The 22,381-nt window shown below is 40.6% G+C and carries 21 protein-coding genes and 3 tRNA genes; 10 read left to right on the plus strand and 14 right to left on the minus strand.

Annotated elements, in window-relative coordinates; all coding sequences use genetic code 11:
• Positions 1–628 precede the first annotated feature (628 nt).
• The 5 genes from D5018_RS16690 to orn all read right to left on the minus strand — a co-directional run bounded on the left by D5018_RS16690 (position 629) and on the right by orn (position 2,892).
• Positions 629–1,846, minus strand: a complete 1,218-nt coding sequence (locus tag D5018_RS16690; RefSeq protein WP_121840131.1) for a DUF418 domain-containing protein — start codon at positions 1,844–1,846, stop codon at positions 629–631.
• A 124-nt stretch (positions 1,847–1,970) separates the two neighbouring features.
• Positions 1,971–2,046, minus strand: a tRNA-Gly gene (locus D5018_RS16695).
• A 16-nt stretch (positions 2,047–2,062) separates the two neighbouring features.
• Positions 2,063–2,138 (minus strand) — tRNA-Gly (locus D5018_RS16700).
• A 24-nt stretch (positions 2,139–2,162) separates the two neighbouring features.
• A tRNA-Gly gene (locus D5018_RS16705) sits at positions 2,163–2,238 on the minus strand.
• A 108-nt stretch (positions 2,239–2,346) separates the two neighbouring features.
• Positions 2,347–2,892 (minus strand): oligoribonuclease, encoded by a 546-nt coding sequence (gene orn, locus D5018_RS16710; RefSeq protein WP_121840132.1) that lies wholly within the window; start codon positions 2,890–2,892, stop codon positions 2,347–2,349.
• Between the two features lie 125 nt (positions 2,893–3,017).
• Here orn and rsgA point away from each other — a divergent pair, with 125 nt between their 5' ends.
• The 3 genes from rsgA to D5018_RS16725 all read left to right on the plus strand — a co-directional run bounded on the left by rsgA (position 3,018) and on the right by D5018_RS16725 (position 6,422).
• Entirely contained in the window at positions 3,018–4,070 is a 1,053-nt protein-coding gene (gene rsgA, locus D5018_RS16715) for a small ribosomal subunit biogenesis GTPase RsgA (RefSeq protein WP_121840133.1), read from the plus strand.
• Positions 4,071–4,129: 59 nt separating this feature from the next.
• Positions 4,130–4,993 carry an archaetidylserine decarboxylase gene (gene asd / locus D5018_RS16720; RefSeq protein ID WP_121840134.1) on the plus strand — a complete coding sequence of 288 codons (864 nt, stop codon included), beginning with the start codon at positions 4,130–4,132 and terminating at the stop codon, positions 4,991–4,993.
• 139 nt (positions 4,994–5,132) lie between these two features.
• Positions 5,133–6,422, plus strand: coding sequence for a hypothetical protein (locus D5018_RS16725; RefSeq protein ID WP_121840135.1), 1,290 nt, complete (start codon positions 5,133–5,135; stop codon positions 6,420–6,422).
• Positions 6,423–6,445: 23 nt separating this feature from the next.
• On the opposite strand, the gene D5018_RS16730 is transcribed toward D5018_RS16725, so the two are convergent.
• Positions 6,446–8,209 carry a hypothetical protein gene (locus D5018_RS16730; RefSeq protein ID WP_121840136.1) on the minus strand — a complete coding sequence of 588 codons (1,764 nt, stop codon included), beginning with the start codon at positions 8,207–8,209 and terminating at the stop codon, positions 6,446–6,448.
• Positions 8,210–8,448: 239 nt separating this feature from the next.
• On the opposite strand from D5018_RS16730, the gene D5018_RS16735 reads away from it, so the two are divergent.
• The 4 genes from D5018_RS16735 to D5018_RS16750 all read left to right on the plus strand — a co-directional run bounded on the left by D5018_RS16735 (position 8,449) and on the right by D5018_RS16750 (position 14,477).
• Positions 8,449–9,567, plus strand: coding sequence for a hypothetical protein (locus D5018_RS16735; protein WP_121840137.1), 1,119 nt, complete (start codon positions 8,449–8,451; stop codon positions 9,565–9,567).
• Positions 9,568–9,686: 119 nt separating this feature from the next.
• A complete protein-coding gene (locus D5018_RS16740; protein ID WP_121840138.1) occupies positions 9,687–12,863 on the plus strand; it encodes a mechanosensitive ion channel domain-containing protein in 3,177 nt (1,058 codons plus the stop codon).
• Positions 12,860–13,585, plus strand: coding sequence for a glycerophosphodiester phosphodiesterase (locus tag D5018_RS16745; RefSeq protein ID WP_121840139.1), 726 nt, complete (start codon positions 12,860–12,862; stop codon positions 13,583–13,585). The genes D5018_RS16740 and D5018_RS16745 overlap by 4 nt, the downstream gene beginning before the upstream one ends.
• A complete protein-coding gene (locus D5018_RS16750; protein WP_121840140.1) occupies positions 13,554–14,477 on the plus strand; it encodes a D-2-hydroxyacid dehydrogenase in 924 nt (307 codons plus the stop codon). Before D5018_RS16745 ends, D5018_RS16750 begins: the two co-directional genes overlap by 32 nt.
• Positions 14,478–14,525: 48 nt before the next feature.
• Here D5018_RS16750 and D5018_RS16755 read toward each other — a convergent pair whose 3' ends face one another.
• The 7 genes from D5018_RS16755 to dusA form a co-directional block, all read right to left on the minus strand.
• Positions 14,526–15,206 (minus strand): TIGR04219 family outer membrane beta-barrel protein, encoded by a 681-nt coding sequence (locus D5018_RS16755; protein WP_121840141.1) that lies wholly within the window; start codon positions 15,204–15,206, stop codon positions 14,526–14,528.
• 2 nt (positions 15,207–15,208) lie between these two features.
• A complete protein-coding gene (locus D5018_RS16760; protein WP_121840142.1) occupies positions 15,209–16,195 on the minus strand; it encodes a DUF2333 family protein in 987 nt (328 codons plus the stop codon).
• Between the two features lie 17 nt (positions 16,196–16,212).
• Positions 16,213–16,689: a copper chaperone PCu(A)C gene (locus D5018_RS16765; protein ID WP_416351552.1), complete on the minus strand. Its 477-nt coding sequence runs from the start codon at positions 16,687–16,689 to the stop codon at positions 16,213–16,215.
• A 187-nt stretch (positions 16,690–16,876) separates the two neighbouring features.
• Complete coding sequence (locus D5018_RS16770; RefSeq protein WP_133309321.1) at positions 16,877–17,257, minus strand: hypothetical protein; 381 nt, start codon at positions 17,255–17,257, stop codon at positions 16,877–16,879.
• Positions 17,258–17,261: 4 nt separating this feature from the next.
• Positions 17,262–17,459, minus strand: coding sequence for a PspC domain-containing protein (locus D5018_RS22430; RefSeq protein ID WP_121840144.1), 198 nt, complete (start codon positions 17,457–17,459; stop codon positions 17,262–17,264).
• A gap of 115 nt (positions 17,460–17,574) precedes the next feature.
• Positions 17,575–17,865 (minus strand): hypothetical protein, encoded by a 291-nt coding sequence (locus tag D5018_RS16780; RefSeq protein ID WP_121840145.1) that lies wholly within the window; start codon positions 17,863–17,865, stop codon positions 17,575–17,577.
• A gap of 207 nt (positions 17,866–18,072) precedes the next feature.
• Positions 18,073–19,083 carry a tRNA dihydrouridine(20/20a) synthase DusA gene (dusA, locus tag D5018_RS16785; RefSeq protein ID WP_121840146.1) on the minus strand — a complete coding sequence of 337 codons (1,011 nt, stop codon included), beginning with the start codon at positions 19,081–19,083 and terminating at the stop codon, positions 18,073–18,075.
• A 120-nt stretch (positions 19,084–19,203) separates the two neighbouring features.
• Between dusA and D5018_RS16790 the strand changes: the two genes are divergently transcribed.
• Positions 19,204–20,292 (plus strand): tyrosine-type recombinase/integrase, encoded by a 1,089-nt coding sequence (locus D5018_RS16790; RefSeq protein ID WP_121840147.1) that lies wholly within the window; start codon positions 19,204–19,206, stop codon positions 20,290–20,292.
• On the opposite strand, the gene D5018_RS16795 is transcribed toward D5018_RS16790, so the two are convergent.
• The gene (locus tag D5018_RS16795) at positions 20,289–20,657 is read right to left on the minus strand and encodes a hypothetical protein (protein ID WP_121840148.1); all 369 of its coding nucleotides are present in this window, start codon (positions 20,655–20,657) and stop codon (positions 20,289–20,291) included. The genes D5018_RS16790 and D5018_RS16795 overlap by 4 nt on opposite strands.
• Positions 20,658–20,886: 229 nt before the next feature.
• Here D5018_RS16795 and D5018_RS16800 point away from each other — a divergent pair, with 229 nt between their 5' ends.
• Together D5018_RS16800 and D5018_RS16805 are read left to right on the plus strand one after the other, a co-directional pair.
• Complete coding sequence (locus D5018_RS16800; protein ID WP_121840149.1) at positions 20,887–21,405, plus strand: plasmid mobilization protein; 519 nt, start codon at positions 20,887–20,889, stop codon at positions 21,403–21,405.
• Positions 21,398–22,045, plus strand: coding sequence for a relaxase/mobilization nuclease domain-containing protein (locus D5018_RS16805; RefSeq protein ID WP_121840150.1), 648 nt, complete (start codon positions 21,398–21,400; stop codon positions 22,043–22,045). Before D5018_RS16800 ends, D5018_RS16805 begins: the two co-directional genes overlap by 8 nt.
• The last annotated feature ends 336 nt before the right edge of the window (positions 22,046–22,381 follow it).

Consider the following 22,381-nt stretch of genomic DNA (forward strand, 5'->3'; position numbering starts at 1 on the left):
TGCAAACAAATCCATTTTTATCGTCAGTTGAAGGGAATTTGCAGATCTGATCGCCACTTTTTCAAACAGTTCCATGAAAAAGTTTAATTGCTTAGAAAGTGATCACATTGTGTAGATACCTATGCCTATAGCATAACAATAACCTCAAGATACTAAAAACTACAAGGTAAATCAGCGACGACAAGCAAGGCAATTGCCTCCTCCTATGGTTTTGCTATGCGCTCAATATAGAGAGACAAGCCTTTCGTCTTCGTTCCATATGCATGATCTTAGTTTATAATTACCTGACCCACCTTAGGAATAGTGAACACCTGATCAAGTGAGAATTTTGTTCTTCTATCCCAATATAGAAGATAGTTCTGTCAAGGTTTATCCATGTATTAATTTAAAAATAAGCCCCGTTTATTAAAAAATATTGAAATAAAATTACAAGGCTTATTTTTGTGCGAGAATTAAATCGAACAATTTGTCACAGCTTGGGCTTATTATTTGTCAAAGTTTGGTTCCAGATCTTCCCGAAGCCCTTACTCTGTGATTATAAATTTGTCACTCTTTTGACTCAGCGACAGTAGACCAAATATGACGCTCCTATTTCAACAGCGGTTGTTGTTGAACCCATATGCTGGACTCAGCGACACGGTGCAAGCTGTCTGTAGGTAATACTCCTCCACAGCCATTCCATTGGACCTTGCTTGAAATAGGTAAGCCACACTTTAGCGATGCTAAGTTGAAGTAAAGCGAGTCCTATGGCAAAAAGTAATAACTCCCAACGTGCTAAGCTACCAAACCATCCTAAGCCAACACCATAGAATACCGACACACAGATGACTGATTGCAATAGATAAAAGCTCAATGCCATTTTTCCAACTCTAGCAAAAGAAACTGACCATACTGTTTGCCCCTTATGCAAAGGCAAATGGAATAAAGCGATATACCCAACTACCATCAAAGGCGATCCCAATGTCACAAACACATTGCCGTAGCTAAAGAAAATACCAGCGTCATTAAAGTCATGCCCGTAGTTAACAACTAAACCGAATGCGGTAATTACACCGCCAATCAGTAAACCAAAGAAACTCCAAAAGCGATATTTACCAATGCTCGCCAGACCTGTAGCAAACCCTGTTTTATACAAGAAAATACCCAGCAGCATCATTGCATAAGCACGAAAAATAGCCGCAAATGAAAACATGCCAATAGGCAAGGCAGCTTGTAGATCTAACTCTTGACCATCAAGCGTCACTGTATTATAAAACCTATGGATTTCATCCATTGAGCCTAGAAAAATATCCAAAATGGCTTGATTTTGTACATGAGAAGGATTGAAATAAACATCGATTTGATATTTGGCTAATGGCGTTAATTCTGAACTATCGAACCCAGAAGCCAGAGTCGATAACAAGATTACAAGAACATAGAAAAAGCTAAATACCACTAATAGCGACTTTTTACCTGCACCAATGAAAGGATAAATTAGCATTCCACCGATTGCATAGATTAGTAGAATATCCCCCGACCATAAGTAAGTCGCGTGTAAAAAGCCAAAGACCATTAATACTGCTAATCTCAGGTAGATAGTACCTGTGCCATATTCATCCTGTTGCTTTAACTTTTCATATAACAAGACTAGCCCTACACCAAATAACACGGAGAAAATCCCCATAAATTTTTGATCGGCAAAAATTTGTAAAAAGCTAAAGATAAAATGATTTAATGGGGAGTCAGAGAGATGAACATTGGGGTTTATATAGGCTGCCATAGGGGCAGCAAAAACCAGCAAGTTCATTAAGGGAAGTCCTAACAGCGCGAACCCTCGAAGGGTATCGATAGAGTCAATCCTTGGCATTATTGTTATGTTCCTAGTATTAAAAACTAGCCATTATTCTGGAAACAATACGAAAATGCAATCGAGCTTAAAAACTGACTTGTAATGAAATGTTTGGATGACTTTTTTGGAATTAAAAAGAGATTGGAGCGACATATCGGGTTCGAACCGATGACCTATACCTTGGCAAGGTATCGCTCTACCAACTGAGCTAATGTCGCATCTTGATTTTGATATTGGAGCGACATATCGGGTTCGAACCGATGACCTATACCTTGGCAAGGTATCGCTCTACCAACTGAGCTAATGTCGCAATATCAATTACTATCAGAAATGTTGGAGCGACATATCGGGTTCGAACCGATGACCTATACCTTGGCAAGGTATCGCTCTACCAACTGAGCTAATGTCGCATTCCTGATGCGCCTCTAAGAAACAATGTGTTCCCCAAAAGACGAGGTCGCATTATAGGGCTATTTTTTAATGACGCAAGCCTTTATTTCAAAGAAAGTGCTGTTTGGCTAAATTTTAAATACATTGGCGCGATAATAGACCAATTCAGCAATCGACTCTTGAATATCCTGCAATGCTTGATGGGTATTTTGCTTTTTAAAGCCCTTTTGGATCTCAGGTTGCCAGCGGTTCACTAACTCTTTAATGGTACTGACATCAATGTTGCGATAATGGAAGTAATCTTCCAACTCTGGCATGTACTTATTTAAAAAACGGCGATCTTGCCCGATACTGTTACCACACATAGGTGACTTGCCTGCTGGGACATATTGCTCCAAAAAGGCAATGGTCTCTTTTATCGCTTGCGCTTCAGTATAAGTGCTGACTTTTACACGCTCGATTAATCCTGACTGACCATGATGAGTCTGATTCCACTCATCCATCGCATCCAAGACTTCATCACTTTGATGAATGGCAATCACAGGTCCTTCGCCGATAATGTTGAGTTCTTTATCGGTCACTAACGTCGCGATTTCAATAATGCGATCCGTTGCAGGCTCTAAACCTGTCATTTCAAGATCAATCCAGATTAAATTACTGTCATTTACCGACATTTATCAGCTCCAACTTATTAAGCGATACCACCACCGTCAAAAATCTTTATCGGCAGGGGTAATCATAACCATTAAGGTGTATCATACTCATTTTTAACGTAACACAAAAACACCTTAGGTACGCAGTGAGTAAAAAGAAGCTCAGTAAAGGGCAATTACGTCGCATGCGCGCGAATCATCAAAAGCGCCTACAACGTAAAAATGAAGCACCTGAAGTTGAATTAGAAAACGACAGTTTAGGGCCTGAGCAAACAGGTCGTGTCATTTCGCGTTTCGGTCAGCACGTAGATATCGAGATCGACACTGCCGAAGTAATACGTTGTAATATCCGTCGAACCATTCAGAGCTTGGTAACCGGTGATAACGTAATCGTGCGCATCGCTCAAGAGCAGACCAGCACCATAGCTGGTGTCGTTGAAGCGGTTGAGCCGAGAACTTCTAGCTTAACTCGCCCAGATCTCTATGACGGCGTAAAAATCATTGCCGCCAACATTGACCAAATTTTAATTGTCACTTCTGTCGTCCCTGCATTCAGCACTCAGATCATTGACCGCTACTTAGTTGCCGCAGAAGATACCGGTATCAAGCCTGTCATTGTGTTAAATAAAGTGGATTTGCTGGATGAAGAAACCCGTGAATTGTTAACCGAAGCCTTAGACGTTTATCAAAAATTAGGATATCAAGTGTTTGAAGTCAGTAGCCAAACGGCTGAAGGTGTAGAGAGGGTTAAGCAACTACTTGATGACAAAACAAGCATATTTGTTGGGCAGTCTGGCGTTGGTAAGTCCTCACTAATTAATGCATTAATGCCTGATGCAGATCTTCTCACTGGTGAAGTCTCTGAAAATTCTGGTTTGGGACAACACACCACCACAGCAGCTAAGCTGTTACATCTTGAGGGCAGCGGTGATTTAATTGATTCCCCCGGTGTACGTGAATTTGCCCTTTGGCATTTACCGCCTGAAAAGGTAGCATGGGGGTTTGTCGAATTTAGGGATTACCTCGGTACTTGTAAGTTCCGAGATTGTAAACACTTAGATGATCCTGGCTGTGCCTTACAGGTCGCCTTTGAAGAAGGTAAAATCGATGAAGAGCGCTTTGACAACTTTCATCGAATTATTGCCAGCCTAGACGAGCAGCGACATGCTCGTCAATTTAGAAGTGGCTCAGACGAATAAACAATAACAATCATCTTAGCCAAAGATATCGCGCCAAGCAGCAACAAGGAATTATAAACGTGGATAAAGTAAAGATTGCGATTCAGTATATGCTTCCAAAGCACTTTTTATCGCGTCTGGTGGGCAAATTAGCCGCCGCTCAATTAGGAAAATTGACCGCTTTTTTCATCAAGTGGTTTATCAAGCAATACAAAATCGACATGAGTGAAGCCAAAGAATCTAATCCTGAGGCATACAAGACCTTTAACTTGTTCTTCACTCGTGAACTCAAGGATGGCATTCGCCCAATCTGTGATGATGAGAAAATACTGGCGCACCCTGTTGATGGTGCAGTAAGCCAACTTGGCCCTATTAAAGATGGTGAAATCTTCCAAGCCAAAGGCCATTCTTATTCAACGTTAGCGTTACTGGGCGACCAGCCACAAGATGCTGAGCGTTTTAAAGACGGTGACTTTGCGACAATTTATCTTGCACCAAAAGATTATCACCGCTTGCACATGCCGATCACGGGCACACTGTCGAAAATGACCTATGTACCGGGCGAGTTGTTTTCAGTAAACCCATTAACCGCCGAAAACGTGCCGGGGCTGTTTGCCCGAAACGAGCGTGTCGTCGCCATTTTCGAAACCGAGATTGGTCCTATTGCTATGGTGTTAGTTGGCGCGACAATCGTAGCCAGTATCGAAACCGTATGGGCGGGAACCGTTACGCCACCAGCCGGTAAGCAAGTGTTCACATGGGAATACCCCACCGAAGGTAAAGACGCCATTACTTTGCAAAAAGGCGAAGAAATGGGTCGCTTCAAGCTCGGCAGCACCATTGTGATGTGTTTTGAAAAAGATGCGATTGAAAAGTTTACTGATGGCGTAGAGCCAAAAGCAACCACTCGTATGGGTCAGCCTTTTGCACACATCAAAAGATAACAAAACAATTTCAAACTAACGGGTCGAATGATCCGTTAATCATCCCCTTCGCGATTTTGATGAACAAACATTAATTTAAATATCAGCTATACAATTGATAACATGAAGAAAATTCCATCTTTCGTTAAATGGTGACGTCTTGTTAGCTGCAGTAAAAAACCTTTTATGCCCTGACCACATTCAGCAACCCAATTCCTTAAACGTTCGTCGAGATGTCCCTTTCATGCTTCAAGGTCACGAATATATCGCCAAGCGAGTGAACCGTAGGTTTGTACTCTTTGAAAGCGAGCCATCAAGCCACGCTGAACAAAAGGCATTTTACCGTCCACGATTTATGTTACTGCACCCCCATGTCGCACAGCGCTTTAGTAAAATTGAACAATGGCTAAATGATCCCAAAATCAACCACCACCATCTTGCCGCCCCCAAACCGACTATTACAATCACTGCAACCCAACCTCAAAAGCCCGAAATTTTACCTTATTACGGTGATATTTATCGTTGTGAAAACCATGAAAAATTTCAGACTGTTAAAATGACTAAAGAATCTTTCAGACATGGGGCAAACACTATACTTTGTCGAATGAATTCTGAAATGAATGTCGATGAAATAATTGAGGCCGAATCTTATCTGAACTTTATTAAAATTTGCTTAAGACCTTGTGCTAAAGAAGTTGAAACAGCGTGTGACGCTTTGATGTTATCCTATCAACGACTATCAAAAGACCTTAGCAATAAACAAGAAGTAAAAAAACAATTACAAAAAGACATTGAAACAATTGCGGAACATCGCCCTTTTATCTTTTTTGTCCTATTCGAAAGGTTTAACTCAAAGCCAAGCATAGGGCTAAACTTAACCTTTTCTCATACACAAAATGAAGTACTGAATGATACGAGCCAACAAGATATAGAAGCAGCAGAGGGACTTACTAAAGAAGACTTCATTCATCAGCAAGGGAAGCAAAAAAGATTACAAAAATTAGCTCGCACTTCAAAAGTTCACCAACTCAAACAGACAGCAGAAGTAAGTGAATGGCAAATCAGTTTTAACGCTGAGGATCTTGATAAAGCTTTTAGGATTGCTTCATGTCGGTTAACCGAATCTGTATTCGATAAAGTTCATACTTCATCCTCTCAATACGTAACAAGTCATTTGCCCACAGAATCATGTTGCCTGACAGGAAAACCATTTCAAGAAGGCGAAAACGTTATTGAAATTCGACTACAAGGTAAATGGTATCCAGCCTCTACGCAAGTGGTTCTTACTAGAGGTCTTCGTGCAGACAATGTCGCGAAACGCGGAATAGGAGCAGCCACTAATCCAAAGGTATATGGCGCACGACTTTCTCCATTCGACATTCGCCCTTATCGTCCAGCCAACATACCCAATGTAAGCAATAGAAAAATATCCCCCCTCAGTTGGAAATAGGTATAAACCTGAGCAATATCGGTTTATTGGGCTACTATATCTACTTTCAACGATCGGCAAAAATCCTGCAATACTGCGCTGTATTGCATATCTTCAAGACTTGATACCACCTCAGCCAATTGTCTTAAGGTAAATTTACTTTGCTCAGATTTTCTCTCTATCAAATTAAACACCAGTTGCTTAGGTTGTTGACTAAACACATCAGTGGATAAGGTGCTAATGGGAATGTCTAATGCTTCAGCTAACCTCTCAGAATAAGGGGTTAACGCTTCCACTAACCCAATGAACACTCTTCGCCATGGTTGACGGTATAAGGTAGAATAATCAATCAACTCGTAAGCGTATAACTCTAGCTTCTCAAGTTCACTTTCCTTATCCACCTCCGTTTGTGGGAAGCCCATTTCCGTTTTCATTCTTGCAAGCCCTTTTTCATTGTCCAAAGCAGGAATATCTTCAAGAACCTGAAATAATTGCTCCCATGTCATCGGCGATGAATCTAGATGTTGCTGAATTAAATGAACATACAATTCCTCATTGATTGTTTCTACTTTTCCTTTTAGGCGTAAATTATTGGAGATTTCATCGGCCTTTGCCTTAAACTCATCTCGACTTATACCCAATAATAAACAAATCTCAGTTATAAAATATTTGTGGGAAAACGAAAGATGAATTTTTTCGGGTTCTTCAAGAGTAGGAGCAGGCACTTTATAGCTACAAAGAAGGTTAGTATGAATATGCCTATGGTATTTTGGGATCTCTGGTAATAATGTCCAATGAGATGGCAGCCTCACATTAAATAACTTTGCCGCTCGATGAAATTCAGCATCATGCTCCAACCCAGGTATGTCACTCAGCAGATTGAAGAGTTGCTGCCATGGCAGTCTTTGCTCCGTTTTTGAAAGCTGCCTAAAGGTTTTCAACATTTTCAATTCATTGCTTCCACTCCTGTCTATTTTTTGTATCTCCGACAAGCTTAATCCAATGGCTCTTGCAACTTTATACCACCCCATTGGTTCAAGTATTTTTGTGAGTACAGCAATATCTTCGGCCACTCCCTCTTGAAAAGAAAAAGGAGACAATTGATATGTACCACTCTCATGAAAATAAACCCTGTGATAGCAATTCATCAATACTGGAACCATGCCATATCCAAAATGCCGCATTTCCTCATCTAGTTGCTTAATGAACCCGCGCTCAACATCACCTCTTAATGACCACTTGGATTTCGGTTTAACCAAGCTAACTTGACACTGCTTGTCATGAGGTGAGCAGCCGACTTGCACCCACTCCACCTTCACCGGAACATGCTCTGTTTTGTTTTCAATGGTCATTTTCAAAAATATTTCTTTAGGTTTATCTCCTGGGCTGGACCTCAACAAGGGATACGCCGAACATTTAATTTCTGCCTCATACTTCGAATGAGCTTCACTGAACACGCCAATGAACCTTGATAGCCTGCCACTGCTTTTAAATTCAAATTGATAACCTGCACACTTGTGCGGAGTTGCTCCATGCACGCTGCTGCCTTGGCGTGAATAAAAATCTGTTGCTTGGGCACAAAAAAGGGGATCATTATTGGCATGGAGAGGAGGTGGTCCATCAACCCTTGATAATGTTGAAAGCAAACACGAATCATAATCTGGTGGTGCATCATTTACAGAATATAAAACGCCACCAGATGAAAAAGTTGCTTCACCGATCGAGTGCTCCCCTGTCGATTCACAGCTATTTAGTAGAGAAGTAACCGAAGGATTTACCATTAAAGGTGGTGCTAGTTGCGATCCCATATGACGCTCACACCGCATAAAAAGAAAGGTAATTAAAGTGAAGCATGAATGAACTGAATAAACCCTGACAACAAACCTCTTATTAAAGCTGTTTAACTCATAAAAACAGCAAGTGAAATCGTTTTAAATCCTCTGAACTTTTCTTAACGCCTTAACGCTCATAAATAAATTTTAATTATTTGGTAAAATCAATTATTGGTAGTATGCCGATAAGTTCATAGCAATATGAGAAAGAACTAATGGCTTCAGCCCTTCTTCATTGGTTAATTCCACAAACAGTCCACTACCCTAAAGAAGGTTTATTCGTTAAACCTAGCCATGAATTTGAATTAGGAGGAAAGTGCTATATTGCCAACAACCATAAAGGACAAATGAGACTATTCGAGTTAACAAATGATTCAAAGCAAGGAAAAAAAGAATATAGCCGATTGAATCACTTTATACTCAATCCTCATGTAGGAGCGAGATTTCGAAAAATTGAAGCATGGATTAACAATCCACAACTTAATCAAGCACTCATCTCTAACGCAGAAAATAGGCAAGTACCTTTATCCAGTCGCTATGACCACGTACGCTCCGTAAATATGCGACAACTATCCACAATAAGCCCTTCAAACAGTATGAAAAAGGAAGGCGTCAACTATTGGCATGCTCGTTTAAATCATGCGAAACCGTCATCTGAAAAGCGTATCTCTGCCGATGAATATTTAACTTATATCCAAACAACAGATGCATCTTGTCATAGGGAGTATCAGACTGCTTTTAAAGCATTAATGTATAACCATCAATTGCTGCCGAATGATCCAACAAACATCTACGCAAAAGATAATGAAGAAATACATATGCTGATGGATCTCGCCATCATTGCCGCTCATCGCCCTTATGTTTACTTTATTTTGCTTGAGCATTGGGGGCGACCATCTGGCGATGATGCCATTGTGTTTAAAAATAAAAAAGTAGAGGCATCAATCAGGCCATACTCGATACGGTTGACGAAGAAACATTTACAAAAAACACATCGCACAGCAGCCTCTAAGTTAATGGAACAAGTAGCAAAAAAAATAGAAAGGGTTCAATCACCTTTTACGTCTGATTTAATGCCATTTGAAAGGTGTTGCATAACAGGTAAGGAGTTTAAAAATGGAGACCTAATTGTTGAGCTTCGTGTAGGTGAAAAGTGGTTTCCAGCCACAGTGGATGCACTCCGAATGCAAGGATTAAAACAAGGAAAAGAAGTCGTCCCTGACGCTCTTATCATCCCCAGCAACCCTGTGATACCAAGTAGTTACTTGTCAGGTGACGATATTAGAGCATATAGACAACCAGAATATATCAATTGTGTTCCCCCTCCATTTTAAGAGCTATTTGTAATATTAAGCTCCCGTTTTATTTCACTCTTTTGCAACAAAAAAGTCATACCAAAACTGATACTTATTCACTAAGATAAGGTGTACTTTTCTTTATTTGTATCACTCTCATGTTGCGTAACCTTAGTTTATTGATAATTATTTGCTTTTGGCTAAGTTCATTTTCGAGTACTGCTAATAACCTACTGCCTATTTCATCTAGAGCCTCGTTAACCCAAACGCAACAATCACAGGACCTGAATGTACCTGAAGATATTCATAATCAGATCCAAATTTTGGCCGAACAAACGCAAGCCTACCAGCAGGCTTTACTTAATTATGAAAAAGAAAAATCACAGATAAACCAGCAAATCATCCAAGAGAAACAAAAGGCTTTAACGATTTTAGACACAAATGTATCTGAGCAAGTCATTTCTGCAAACTTAATCATGAATCGCCTTAAAGAACAAGAAAGTGTTCTTTCTCAAGATATCAATGAATTAATTTCAAGACGTAACCAATTACCCAAAGAAATTACACAAGCGCGTGAACGATTAAACCAACATAAAAAAGTCACCAGCTCTCACCTATCCAATAATAATGCTTTCGCACAACTTCAACGTCAGTTATATCAAAAGCAGATAGAAACGCTGGACTCTGAGCTTTCAAGTATCCCTAATCGATTAAATTTGGCACAGCTTCGTCTGCAACTGCTGCAACTTAAGCAACACAACCAAGAGCAATTGATTGAATCACTTAATCAGCACATGATTTTGGCAAGGCAGAAACAAACTGCATTGACTATCGCCCAAAATATTCAACAGCCCAATAGTCAATCAAATCCACTATCGCTAGAGCTCAATAAGCAAAACCAAAAACTTGCCAAGCAATTAGTCAATTTAATTACTCAAATAAACCAAGTTGTCAAACAACAAGAGCAAGCGGAAAGTTTATATCAAAAACAAGCTAAGCAAATCGGCGAAATTCAAGAGCAATTGTCTTGGGGTCGGCTCAACGCTGTATTTGGTGAACATTTTATCCAAACGTTAGACAGCCTTCCTAAACCACCCGATCTCAGTAAATTAGAACAAACCATTGCGGATGCAAGACTTGAACATTATCAATTAGAGCAGATAGTTAGCGACAATCAGCATCGCATAGAAAATCAAATACCCAGCTCAATCATCATCAATAATGGTATTTCTGCTCAACAATCCCTACTGTCGCAGCTGGTCAAAGACTACGAACAATATTTACAGGAGCTCGACAAACTTACTGTCAGCTATCGTCAATTAACTGAGCAGCATACCCAGCTAACAAGCATGCTTAATGAGCAGCTATTTTGGTTACCCAATGCCAGTATTATTAATAAACAATGGTTAATTGATATCGGCCTGAGCGTCCAGTGGTTAGTTGAACAAGATTATGTTGGGCAGCTGACTCAAAACATCAACCAACAAAGCCAGCACTGGTTATGGTGGCTGATTGTTCTCACGGTTTGCTTAGCTGCACAGGATTTGATCCGCAATCGTTTTCGCAGCCTGTTAAGAAAGAACTTAGGTAGTGTGGGCAATGTAACTCAAGACAGTTTTACCTATACATTGCATACGCTTTTTATCACGATTTTTTACAGCTTGATCAAACCCACATCCATCATCTTAGCAGGCTATTTACTGCTGCTATCACCCATAGCATTAATCCATGCAAGTGGCGCTGCCATATTGACTATCGGACTATTCTATTTAATGCATCGAGTCATTTATGTCATCAGTTTGCCAGAAGGGTTATTGGTCGCTCACTTTAAACGTCCAGCAGAGATGATTGCTCGTGGCTACGGTTACTTTAAACGCTTTTACTATCTCAATTTAGGCTTAATTGCCTGTATTGGTTTCAGCCAATACATACAGCTGCCTTTGCTCAAAAACAGTATTGGTCGTGGTGCATTCATTTTGCTGTGCTTCCAGCTTTTTTATCTAGTCCGCCATCAACACCGATTAATGGAGCATTACAAGCAGCAGTCAGAAACAACCAATACTCGATTATTACAACGCACGTTATGGCAGCTCCTTAAATTAGCGCCATTAGCCGCGGCTGTATTAGCGTTTACTGGCTATTACTTTACCGCTTATGAAATGCTGTTTCAGTTGCTATTTTCTGTATTCATGGCACTGGGTGTTCTACTCGCATATCAATTAATTAAACGTTGGATGTTGATCGAACGTCGTCGTATTGCCTTCGATCGAGCCAAAGCAAAACGGGCTGAGATTTTAGCTCAGCGTGAGCGAGGAGACACCTCACAAAACCCTGATAGTTCAGAGTTTTATGAAGAGCCTATCGTTGATTTAGAAACCATTTCGAGTCAATCGCTTGGCTTAGTGCGCTCGTTACTGATCCTTGGGCTATGCGCTGGGCTAATTGGCCTTTGGACTCAAACTCATTTAGCACTATTCTCATTCTTCGATGGCATTACCTTATGGCACTCTAACGTCGATGGATTGTCCGTGCCTGTTACCTTAAAAACCTTACTCTATGGCCTTGTTGTATTTGGCTTTTCGATGATGATTGCAGCTAATTTGCCCGGCTTACTAGAGCTCACCATCTTACAGCGGCTAGAGTTAACATCAGGAACAGGTTTTGCTATAACGACAGTCAGTCGTTATTTTGTATTACTGATCGGTATGCTGATCGGATTTAACACGCTTGGCGTTGAGTGGTCCAAACTGCAATGGCTCATCGCCGCGTTATCTGTTGGTTTAGGTTTTGGATTACAAGAGATTTTTGCCAACTTTATCTCCGGTTTGATCATTTTATTTGAGAAACCTGTACGTATTGGCGATACCGTTACCATTCGAGACTTAACTGGCACAGTCAGCAAAATTCAAATTCGAGCTACCACCATCATCGATTGGGATCGAAAAGAGATCATTGTGCCCAATAAGGCTTTTATTACTGAGCAGTTAGTCAACTGGTCACTCTCAGATCCTATTACTCGGGTTACGATTCAAGTATCAGTCGCTCGAGATTCCGATCCTGCTAAAGTCGAGGCCGCTTTATATCAAGCGGTACGAGAGTGTAAGCACACCCTTGAAACACCTGAGCCTGAAGTTTGGTTTTCTGGTTTTGGTGCTCACACTCAAGACTATGAAATCCGTGCTTTTGCTACTGATATGGCCAGCCGCTGGCCGCTTCGCCATGAACTCCATAAGCACATTACACAGTCACTAAAAGATAATGATCTGGTGCTATCCTATCCGCAATTAGAAATCCACATGAAATCAATGAAAGAGCCAACTGGAGTGATTAAATGAGTTTAACCGTTTTTGCCCACAGAGGTGCCAGTGGCTATGAGCCTGAAAACACGTTAAAGGCGTTCGCTACAGCTCTGGAACAAGGCGCCACTAGCTTTGAACTAGACGTATACAACGTCGAAGATCAGTTAGTGGTGTTTCATGATGAAAATTTAAAAAGACTCACCGAAATTGATAAAGCCATTGCTGACACCAGTTTAAATGAACTCAGTGGTCTGACAGTGCGAGGCGAACGTATCCCCACGTTGATCGATGTATTAGCATTACTTAAAGGTTGCGAGGTCAATATCGAGCTGAAAGGGCCGAACACCTATCAACCACTGATAGACTTATACCCGTCGCTAGAGCAAGAGTTTGGCTTTACACCATCTGAACTATTGATCTCATCTTTTGATCATCAAGCCTTGCTACAAGTTCGACAAGCTCTACCCAATGTGCGAATCGCGCCGCTATACCATGAATTTCCAGATACTTTTAATCAAGTGATTGACGCACTTCAGCCAGATGCCATTCATGTTTCTTTAAATATGCTCAAGCAAAACCCAAAAAAGCTTGAACAATTACAAGCAATTACCAAGGTTCACGTTTTCACCGTTAATGAAAAAGATGATATAAACACTGTTTTAGATCTTGGGTTAGCTGGGATTTTTTGTGATTACCCTGATAAAGCATTGGAGTGGATAAAAGCGTATGCAGAAACTACTACTGTTGACGGCCGATAATGACGCTTATTTAAATGAGTTATCTCAATGCGATCTCCCCGGTCTTAAGATTTTAGATGATTCACCTCACCAAATCAGTGAAGCCAATATTTGGGTTGCCGATCCACCTCTCGCCGCTCCGCTGATTTCTGGCGCTAAAAAATTACAGTGGTTGCAATCTACATACGCAGGTGTTGACGCTTTAATTCCAACATTTAATCGTTCTAACTACCAATTAACCAATGTTCAAGGCTCGTTTGGCCCTTTGATGAGCGAATATGTGTTTGGGTATCTGCTTTCCATTTATCGTAATCATCAGCATTATGCTGGTAGTCAATTCAAGCAAGTTTGGTCACCTGTTATTGATGATAAAATCGCGGGTAAACGAATATTGATCATAGGTGCGGGTAGTATCGGGCAACATTTGGCTTCAACGGCTCAGCATTTTGACATGGAGGTCATTGGCGTTAATCAGTTAGGACAAGCACGACCTCATTTCGACAACATTGTCCCACTGGCACAACTGGACAATGAACTTCCTCTTGCAGATGTGGTAGTGAGCATTTTACCCAAAACCCCGCAAACCAAAAACCTACTCAACCAAAGTCGATTGGCTTTACTCAAAGCTGATGCCATTTTATTTAATATCGGTCGTGGTGATGCGGTAGATATTGATGCATTGGCAAATCAACTGAACCAACAACCTAAGCAAACCGCGATACTTGATGTCTTTCCTTATGAGCCATTAACTGCATCACATCCGCTATGGCAACTTGATAATGCTATTTTAACCCCTCATGTTGCGGCACCTAGTTTTCCTAAAGCTGTCATAGAAGTGTTTGCTGAAAATTACTTACGCTGGATAGAAAATCAATCACTTAATTATTTGATTGATTTTGAGAAAGGCTATTAAACACAAAAGGGGCTAACGCCCCTTTCATCCGATACTTTTGGTTTTCAATTAAAAATCAATTTCTAACCCTAAGAATACGCCATTAGTTTTCAAGTTAGCATTCACACCAGAAAAACGATTCACGTCAAAGTTATATTCACGGTAACCTGCACGGAAGCGATAATCTAACGCCAGACCATCAATTTCATAACCAAGACCAACTTGTCCATCGTAAACCTTGCTTTCATCTAACCCTACTTGCAGATCAGCAAATGCAAAAAAATCGATACCCGGAAGGCTTGCGCTAGCACTGCCATATCCCATCCACAAATGCTTATCTAAATCGACCTTGCTTGTTGGTGAAAAACCAAACTCACCATTAAATTTACGGAAAGTAATGCCCGCATCTAATGATACCAGATCGTTATCCAGTAATTCATAATACGCCGTTGCATCAATACTGCTTAAGTCAGCGTTAACGGTACTCGCGCCTTGCTTACCGTCCATCTTGATACGATTTGCACTAAGCATAACGTTTGGGATTAACGGTACAGGGTGCTCAACCGCCGCCCAAATGCGACCTTGAGTTTTATCATCAAATTTGTAATCAACTTCATTATTGTTGGCAGTAGCAACGCCGCCAGATGTTTTTGCATTCCAACCATCAATACCAACCTTTGCGCCTAATACAGTAGCCGCTTGCGCTGAGCTGCACGCCAATAATGTTGTAACTAACAATAGCTTTTTCATGTCTATCCTTGTGATAACAAATGAGTTAAATCAATAATTCCGGCATTGGCACGAGAAATATAATTAGCCATCACTAATGAGTGATTGGCTAACATTCCAAACCCACTGCCATTTAAAATCATCGGGCTGTAAACCGTTTGCTGCGTAGCTTCCAACTCTCGAATAATCTGTCTAACACTCGCTTGAGCATTTTTCTTTGCCAGCACGTCAGCAAAATCCACTTCAATGGCACGCATAAAGTTTAGCAACGCCCAGCTACTACCGCGAGCTTCATAAAAGACATCATCAATCTTCCACCAGCTAGTCTTCACTACTCGGGTTTCATGAGTCGGTGTGGTTTGCGTGGCCGCTGTATCGCCAGCGAGATCAGTATTTTCGCGTTCGGTTTCAACACTGGCTGAAAGACGCTGCGATAAGCTCCCTAAGCGTTTTTGTACCTGCTTTAACCATTCATTTAAATTATCTGCACGAGCATAAAACTGAGCATCAGGATTATTAGGATCACTGATCTTGGCACGATACCACTCGACATGCTTCACACCATCTTTATATTCCGTTTCAGGCCTTGGTATCAACCAACTAGTATGATCAATATTAAACTTGGCTTGTGCTTCGTTTAGGTCTTTATCTTCGATCGATTGCGATTGAGAGCGACTGAAGTCAGTCCGCAAGCTTCGAGATAAATCTCGGATCTGTTCTAATGCCCCAAATTCAAATGCTGGCATATTGTCCATAAATACGGATGGCGGCAACGGATCGTTGGAAATCCAGCCTCCGGGCTTATCCAATAAAGTATTTACAGTGTCGATTAATGATGTGGTGGTGGCATAACCTACAATTAAATGGCCCGATGCCGCCTTTTTCATTTTAGGTTGAATCGGATCTGGCTCGACACTCCACCAAATACTCAGAATGACATTCAACAGTACTACAGCAGCTAACACCCAACCTATTCGTTTGGCCAGTTTGCGATCCCAATTTATTGTCATTCAACTATCTCCAAAAATTAGTGATGATGGTGACTATGATCTGAGTGCTCTTGCTTCTCAGATGTGCGTGATACTTTTTGTACTGGCAAAGTAATGGTATTAGAGCTACCATCACTAAAATTCAAGGTTAACGCTACTCGGCTCCCTACCGCTAAAGGCTTTTTCAACCCAAGGATCATGATGTGATCGCCTGATGGCTTGAGGGTTAGCGTAGAATGAGCTCCTAGTGCAAAGTTCTTAACTTGGCGCATTTTTATTACACCATTATCATCAAGTAAGGTATGCAATTGTGCTTCTTTAGCCACAGGCGTATCAACAGAAACCAACTTGACTGCCTTGCCATGATTTACAACTTTAAAATAAGCAGCGGTATTCGGAACACTCGATGGCATGGCTCGAACGTGACCCGATATTAACTCAATATTCGCCGCCCAACTGCTAGAAACAAATCCGAAAAAAATAAGTACGTAAAATGCTCGCTTTACACCATTAATCAATGTCTTAACCTCGCTCTTCAATATCTAAATTCAAGAAACCCGTCCCTAGGTACGGCTTTTCTCATTGACTCTTCAATTTTGTAGCAGACAGAATACCTTATCAGAGGTGGCACCGACAATAATATTAGTGGTAATGATGGTACACAGAGAGTAAAGAAAAATGATGAGGTAAGCTGAATTTAACTCAGCGCTGTAAACAGCATAAAGCGATGCCAACTACCAGAAGCAATACAACACCTAATCCAATGGGGCTATAGGCATAACCAAGCGCGACTATTGCGAATGTAATGCTCACTACCGCCAGTGATTGCAAAAATGTTAACCCTGACAATATAAAAACCACAACGCTGAACGCTAACACCATTGCAGCAAATAATATCCAAGGCGATAACCCTAGCAAGTTAGTAGACTCTAGAGCAAACGTCCACTGCTCTATATTCATTTGCCATTGGGTCAACTGTTGAGCACTAGGCAAAAGTAACCAGCCAAAGGCCACAAAAAAAGCAACGATACCACCTGTCTCTGTGATCCCATTAATTAAGAACGGCCATACACGTCGACTCATGGTGCTACCTGCGTTCATCTGAAGGCAACACCACAGCGACAACAATATAGGATAACAATGCGAAGAAAGGCGCGAATATCGCACATAGTAACCATAACACTCTGGTCCATAGTACTGGCCAGCAATAACGTTCAGACACTCTTGTGGCAGTACCAAATATCAATCGATTACTTTTTAATAGCTTAATTATGTTATCTAGCATCACTGCTGCCCTCTTAAATTAAACATGTTAACCAGCATCATTACACTGGCGGCCAGTACAAAACTCATCACTGGCGCCATCATCAATGCGGCTAGAGAAGGAGTAAAGAATTCCATTATTTTGACTCCTCAACATTGGCAACCTCAGTTTTTACTTGTTTTGATTCCTCTAAATGAATCGAAGCAGTTTGCTGTTGAAGTTCTGTCATCATTGCAGCCAGTTGTGCTTCAAATGACAACTGCATTTCTTGCTTGATGTTTTCAATTAGTTCAACAGTGTACTCAGTAAAATCTATTTTCACTGATTTGCTTAACTCAGTTGTAAAATCATTAGCTTGTGCTGTTCCTAGCAAACCTAATGTCAAAACAGTTGCAGTAATTCCTTTTATCGTAACTGACGTTTTCATTGTGTATTTCCTTTTGCTTGAATAAATGTCCACATTCACAATGGATATATCAAGTGCCGTGCCAACATTTTAAAGGAGGCTGCAAGACATTGATTTGAAAGGAAAATTTAACTTCAAAAAACAAGAGGCTGAACGAGTAAAATGAAAATCAATTAAGAAGGGTTAGTGAAAATAACCAGCTAATTTAGCCATTTTCACTAACTGAAATTAGACAGATACTTTAGCGAATGCTTGCTCAACAACTTCAATACCAGCACCAGCTTTATGTGCGTTTTCGCTCAAGTGGCGACGCCATTGACGTGAACCCGGTAGCCCTTGGAATAAACCAATCATATGGCGAGTAATGTGGTTTAAACGTCCACCTTGTTGTACATGAGCTTCAATGTAAGGCAACATTTGCTCAATCACTTGTTCGCGACTCATAATCTCACTTTGCTGACCACAAAGCTTATTATCTACTTGGCTTAATATATAGGGATTGTTATAAGCTTCACGCCCTACCATCACACCATCAATATGCTCAAGATGCTGCTTCATCTCATCGATATTTAAAATGCCACCATTAATACTGATATGAATCTCAGGGTAATCCTGCTTTAATTGATACACCCTTGGGTAATCTAATGGAGGTATTTCTCGATTTTCCTTTGGGCTTAAGCCTTGAAGCCACGCTTTTCGTGCATGAACAATAAATTCCTCACAGCCTTTTTCTTTTACTGTTTCAACAAAAGTCGTTAGAAATTCATAACTATCTTGTTCATCAATACCAATACGAGTTTTTACCGTAACCGGAATATCTACCACTTGTTTCATGGCATCGACGCATTCAGCCACCAATTCAGGCTCAGCCATCAAGCACGCACCAAAGCGCCCATTTTGAACTCGATCTGACGGGCAACCTACATTGAGGTTAATTTCATCATACCCTCGTTCAGCCGCAATTTGAGCACACTTTGCTAAGTCGATAGGATTTGAGCCCCCAAGCTGTAAAGCCAAAGGGTGTTCTTCGTCGTTATACGCAAGATAATCACCTTTACCATGTAAAATCGCCCCCGTTGTGACCATTTCGGTATAAAGCAAAGCTTGTTTAGACATAAGCCGCGCCATGTATCGGTAATGACGATCCGTCCAATCCAGCATCGGCGCAATACTGAATGTTCGATTGATGGAAACCCTTGGTGTATCTGGCTTAATGCTACTTTTCTCAATTTGTTGCATGGTAATTAGAATGCTCTGAAATGCCTATAAATTCGTTAAGTTTTAAGCTAAGGTGTCCCATATGTGCCCCACGGACGGGTAGGACAAATGCAGTATATTTGAACAAATGGGGACACAAAAATGGCTTCCTTTACTATTGAAAAACGTAACAAAGCAAACGGTGATATTCGCTATCGCTGTAAAGTACGCCTCAAAAAGTCTGGCGTTATTATACATACCGAGTCTCAGACATTCAGTAAAAAAGAACTGGCAACTAATTGGGGAAAGCTAAGATGTGAAGCCCTCGACAATGGGACACCTTACTCTACTCAAACGGTGTCCCTTGGGGCACTGCTTAATCTTTACTATGAAAACCATTCACTTTGGGAAAATACTGGCAGAACCAAACGCTACGTGATCATGATGTTGATGGATTGCGACATTAGCCGAATCAATTGTAATGAACTTAAAACCAGCGACATTATCGAACACTGTCTGAATAGAAAAAATGCTGGAACCTCACCTGCTACTATTTACCATGATATTGCCTATCTTCGCAGTGTCATGAAAAAAGCCAAGCCCGTATGGAACATCACCGCCAATCATCAAGTGTTCGAAGAAGCCGTACCTATCCTCATTGAAATGCAGCTGATCGGTAAAAGCCAGCAACGAACTCGCAGACCAACAAGAGTCGAAATTGAAAATTTAAAATCGGGTTTGCAACGACGCATGGCATATAGACCAAACGGACACTGCCGTATTCCATATATTGATATTCTGGATTTCAGTATCTTAAGTTGTATGCGAATTGGAGAAGTTTGTTCACTCCGTTGGGAGGACCTTAATATTAAGCACAAAACAATTTTAGTGCGTGACAGAAAAGACCCTCGTAAAAAAACAGGCAATCATCTTGTTGTGCCACTGTTAGGTGGTGCATTTGATATCGTGATGAGGCAGCCTCAAGATGATGAACTTATATTTCCCTATAACTCAAGATCTGTCACCGCAGGGTTTCAACGAGTACGAAATCAATTAGGAATAAGCGATCTTCGCTATCACGACTTACGCCGAGAAGGTGCCAGCAGGCTTTTTGAAAAAGGCTACAGCATTGAAGAAGTCGCACAAGTAACTGGCCACCGTAACCTCAATATCTTATGGCAAGTCTACACTCAATTATTTCCTCACAAGTTGCATGAGAAAGAACAGCAAAAATATTCTTCTCAGATTTAATCAAAATATTTTAAGAACTCTGGCTGATGCACTAATCCATCAGCCAGCGAATCAACGGTTGGAATATACACCACATCGCTAGAATAATGCTTCCACCACATATATAAAGAAAACATCATTGCAGTGCTATATATTAAATTATGACCCGACTCTCCTCCTTTGCTAACAAATAGCTTCATTTGAGGAACAAGAGAATAGAGGTTGTCGCCGTGCTCAACGAGTCCTTCAAAGATAAATTCAAGCTCGGGGGAAATATAGCTAATATCATTGAGCTTGCTTCTAAATTCAAGCTGATGTTGCTTTTGAACTCTGGACATTTTAGCTTTCTGTTTTGCCCTTTTTTGTCTTTTGAGACGATTACCCATAGCAAATCCCCATTAAAGAAATTACAAGTTTTATATCAACCAGAGCTTTTAATTACTAATGCAGGATTCGCAAATTGATGGCATTTACCCGCAATCGTGCCAGCATTTGCATGTTTGTCAGTTTTGAGTAAGAAAAGTCGCTTCCTTTGTATATTTATCAAACAACATACAAGCCCCACCACCTTTTTAATCGCTAGTATGAAGAATCATGCATTTAAAGAGCATCATCATGCCAAAAACAGAAGCCGTACTTTCAAATAATGAAAAACACAACTGGCAGGAGTTTTGTCAGTCTCACAGCATGAGCGAAGCTGAAATGCTACGAATGATGATACACAAAGTTGCACCAGAAGCCGCTAATGCCTGCCAAACAAAACAGTGCAGAACCAATAAAATTACCATCCGCCTTTCAACTGAAAATGTTCAAAAACTTGATGCACTAGTTCAAGCAGAAGGCTACTTGAGTCAAACCAGCTGGGTCACTTCAGCAGTAATGGCAAACTTAATTAGAGAACCTGTATTAACCAAAGATGAAATGTCTGAACTTAGAGATTCCAATCGACAGCTAGCAGCCATCGGTCGTAATCTCAATCAAATCGCACGAGTGCTTAATATTGAATTTAGGTATAGCGATAAAATCACAAGAGAAATGATTGAAATGCTAGAAACCAGAATCAATAAACACACTGATAAGGTTTACCAACTTCTATGTCAAAATCAACGTCGCTGGGGAATTAACAATGAATAGCACTTTTGATACTGACTTACTCAGAGGTTCTGTTCATCACAAAGCTAATCGCATTAGTCAAAACAAGCGTGCCAGATTTAAAGCGCCTGAAGTCATGCTCAAAATCAGTGGTCATTGTCGCAATGTGGGACATATTCAATCGCATTTTGATTACATCAGCCGAAACGGAAAACTTGAAATAGAAGACGAACTTGGTCAAACCTACCAAGAGCCAGAGGTGTTACATCAAATGGCAAAAAACTGGTGCAAAGACAGTGCATCATCTCGAAACAAAGCCAGGCACACTACGCACCTTATTCTTTCTATGCCAAATGGCACAGAGCCTCAAGCCGTAAAAAAAGCCGCAAGAGCTTTTGCCAAAAAAACGTTTGCTGATAATCATCAGTATGTATTTGCCTTGCACACCGATACCGATAGCCCACATGTCCATCTAACAGTAAAAAACTTAGGGTTTAATGGTAAACGACTTCACATCAAAAAAGGACAACCACAAATCTGGAGAGAACAATTTGCCAACGAGCTAGAACAACTTGGAATCTCGGCAGAGGCAACACCAAAGATAAAGCCTTGGCAACTCCCCCAACCAAATGCTTACTTCAAAATAAGAGTTAATTCTGATAGAGAAGAGCTTGAGCGATAAACTCAACTGAATTTGCATCACTTTTGTAATAAAAAAATGAAAAAACTAAAAATATTTTTATTTCAGCACTGTATAAAATAACAGCTCTCAAGTTTTCCTGCTTTCCACAAGAAAAGAGGAAATTTTCCTTCTTTCACGCAATCTAAATTAAAGCATGGTTAATTAAAGTGCTTGATTTAAAAGATAAACATAGATAATTTAACTAAATGATAAAGGAACTCGGCCGCAAGCAACCGAGTTTTATTTGAACAGTCCAAGCTGATCTGCACTTTTCTCTTTTTTGTCTAACTCTGCCAACTGTTCTTGAACATACTTTCTGATCACATCTTCAGTTGC

This window comes from Parashewanella curva, assembly GCF_003675895.1.
Taxonomy (GTDB): domain Bacteria; phylum Pseudomonadota; class Gammaproteobacteria; order Enterobacterales; family Shewanellaceae; genus Parashewanella; species Parashewanella curva.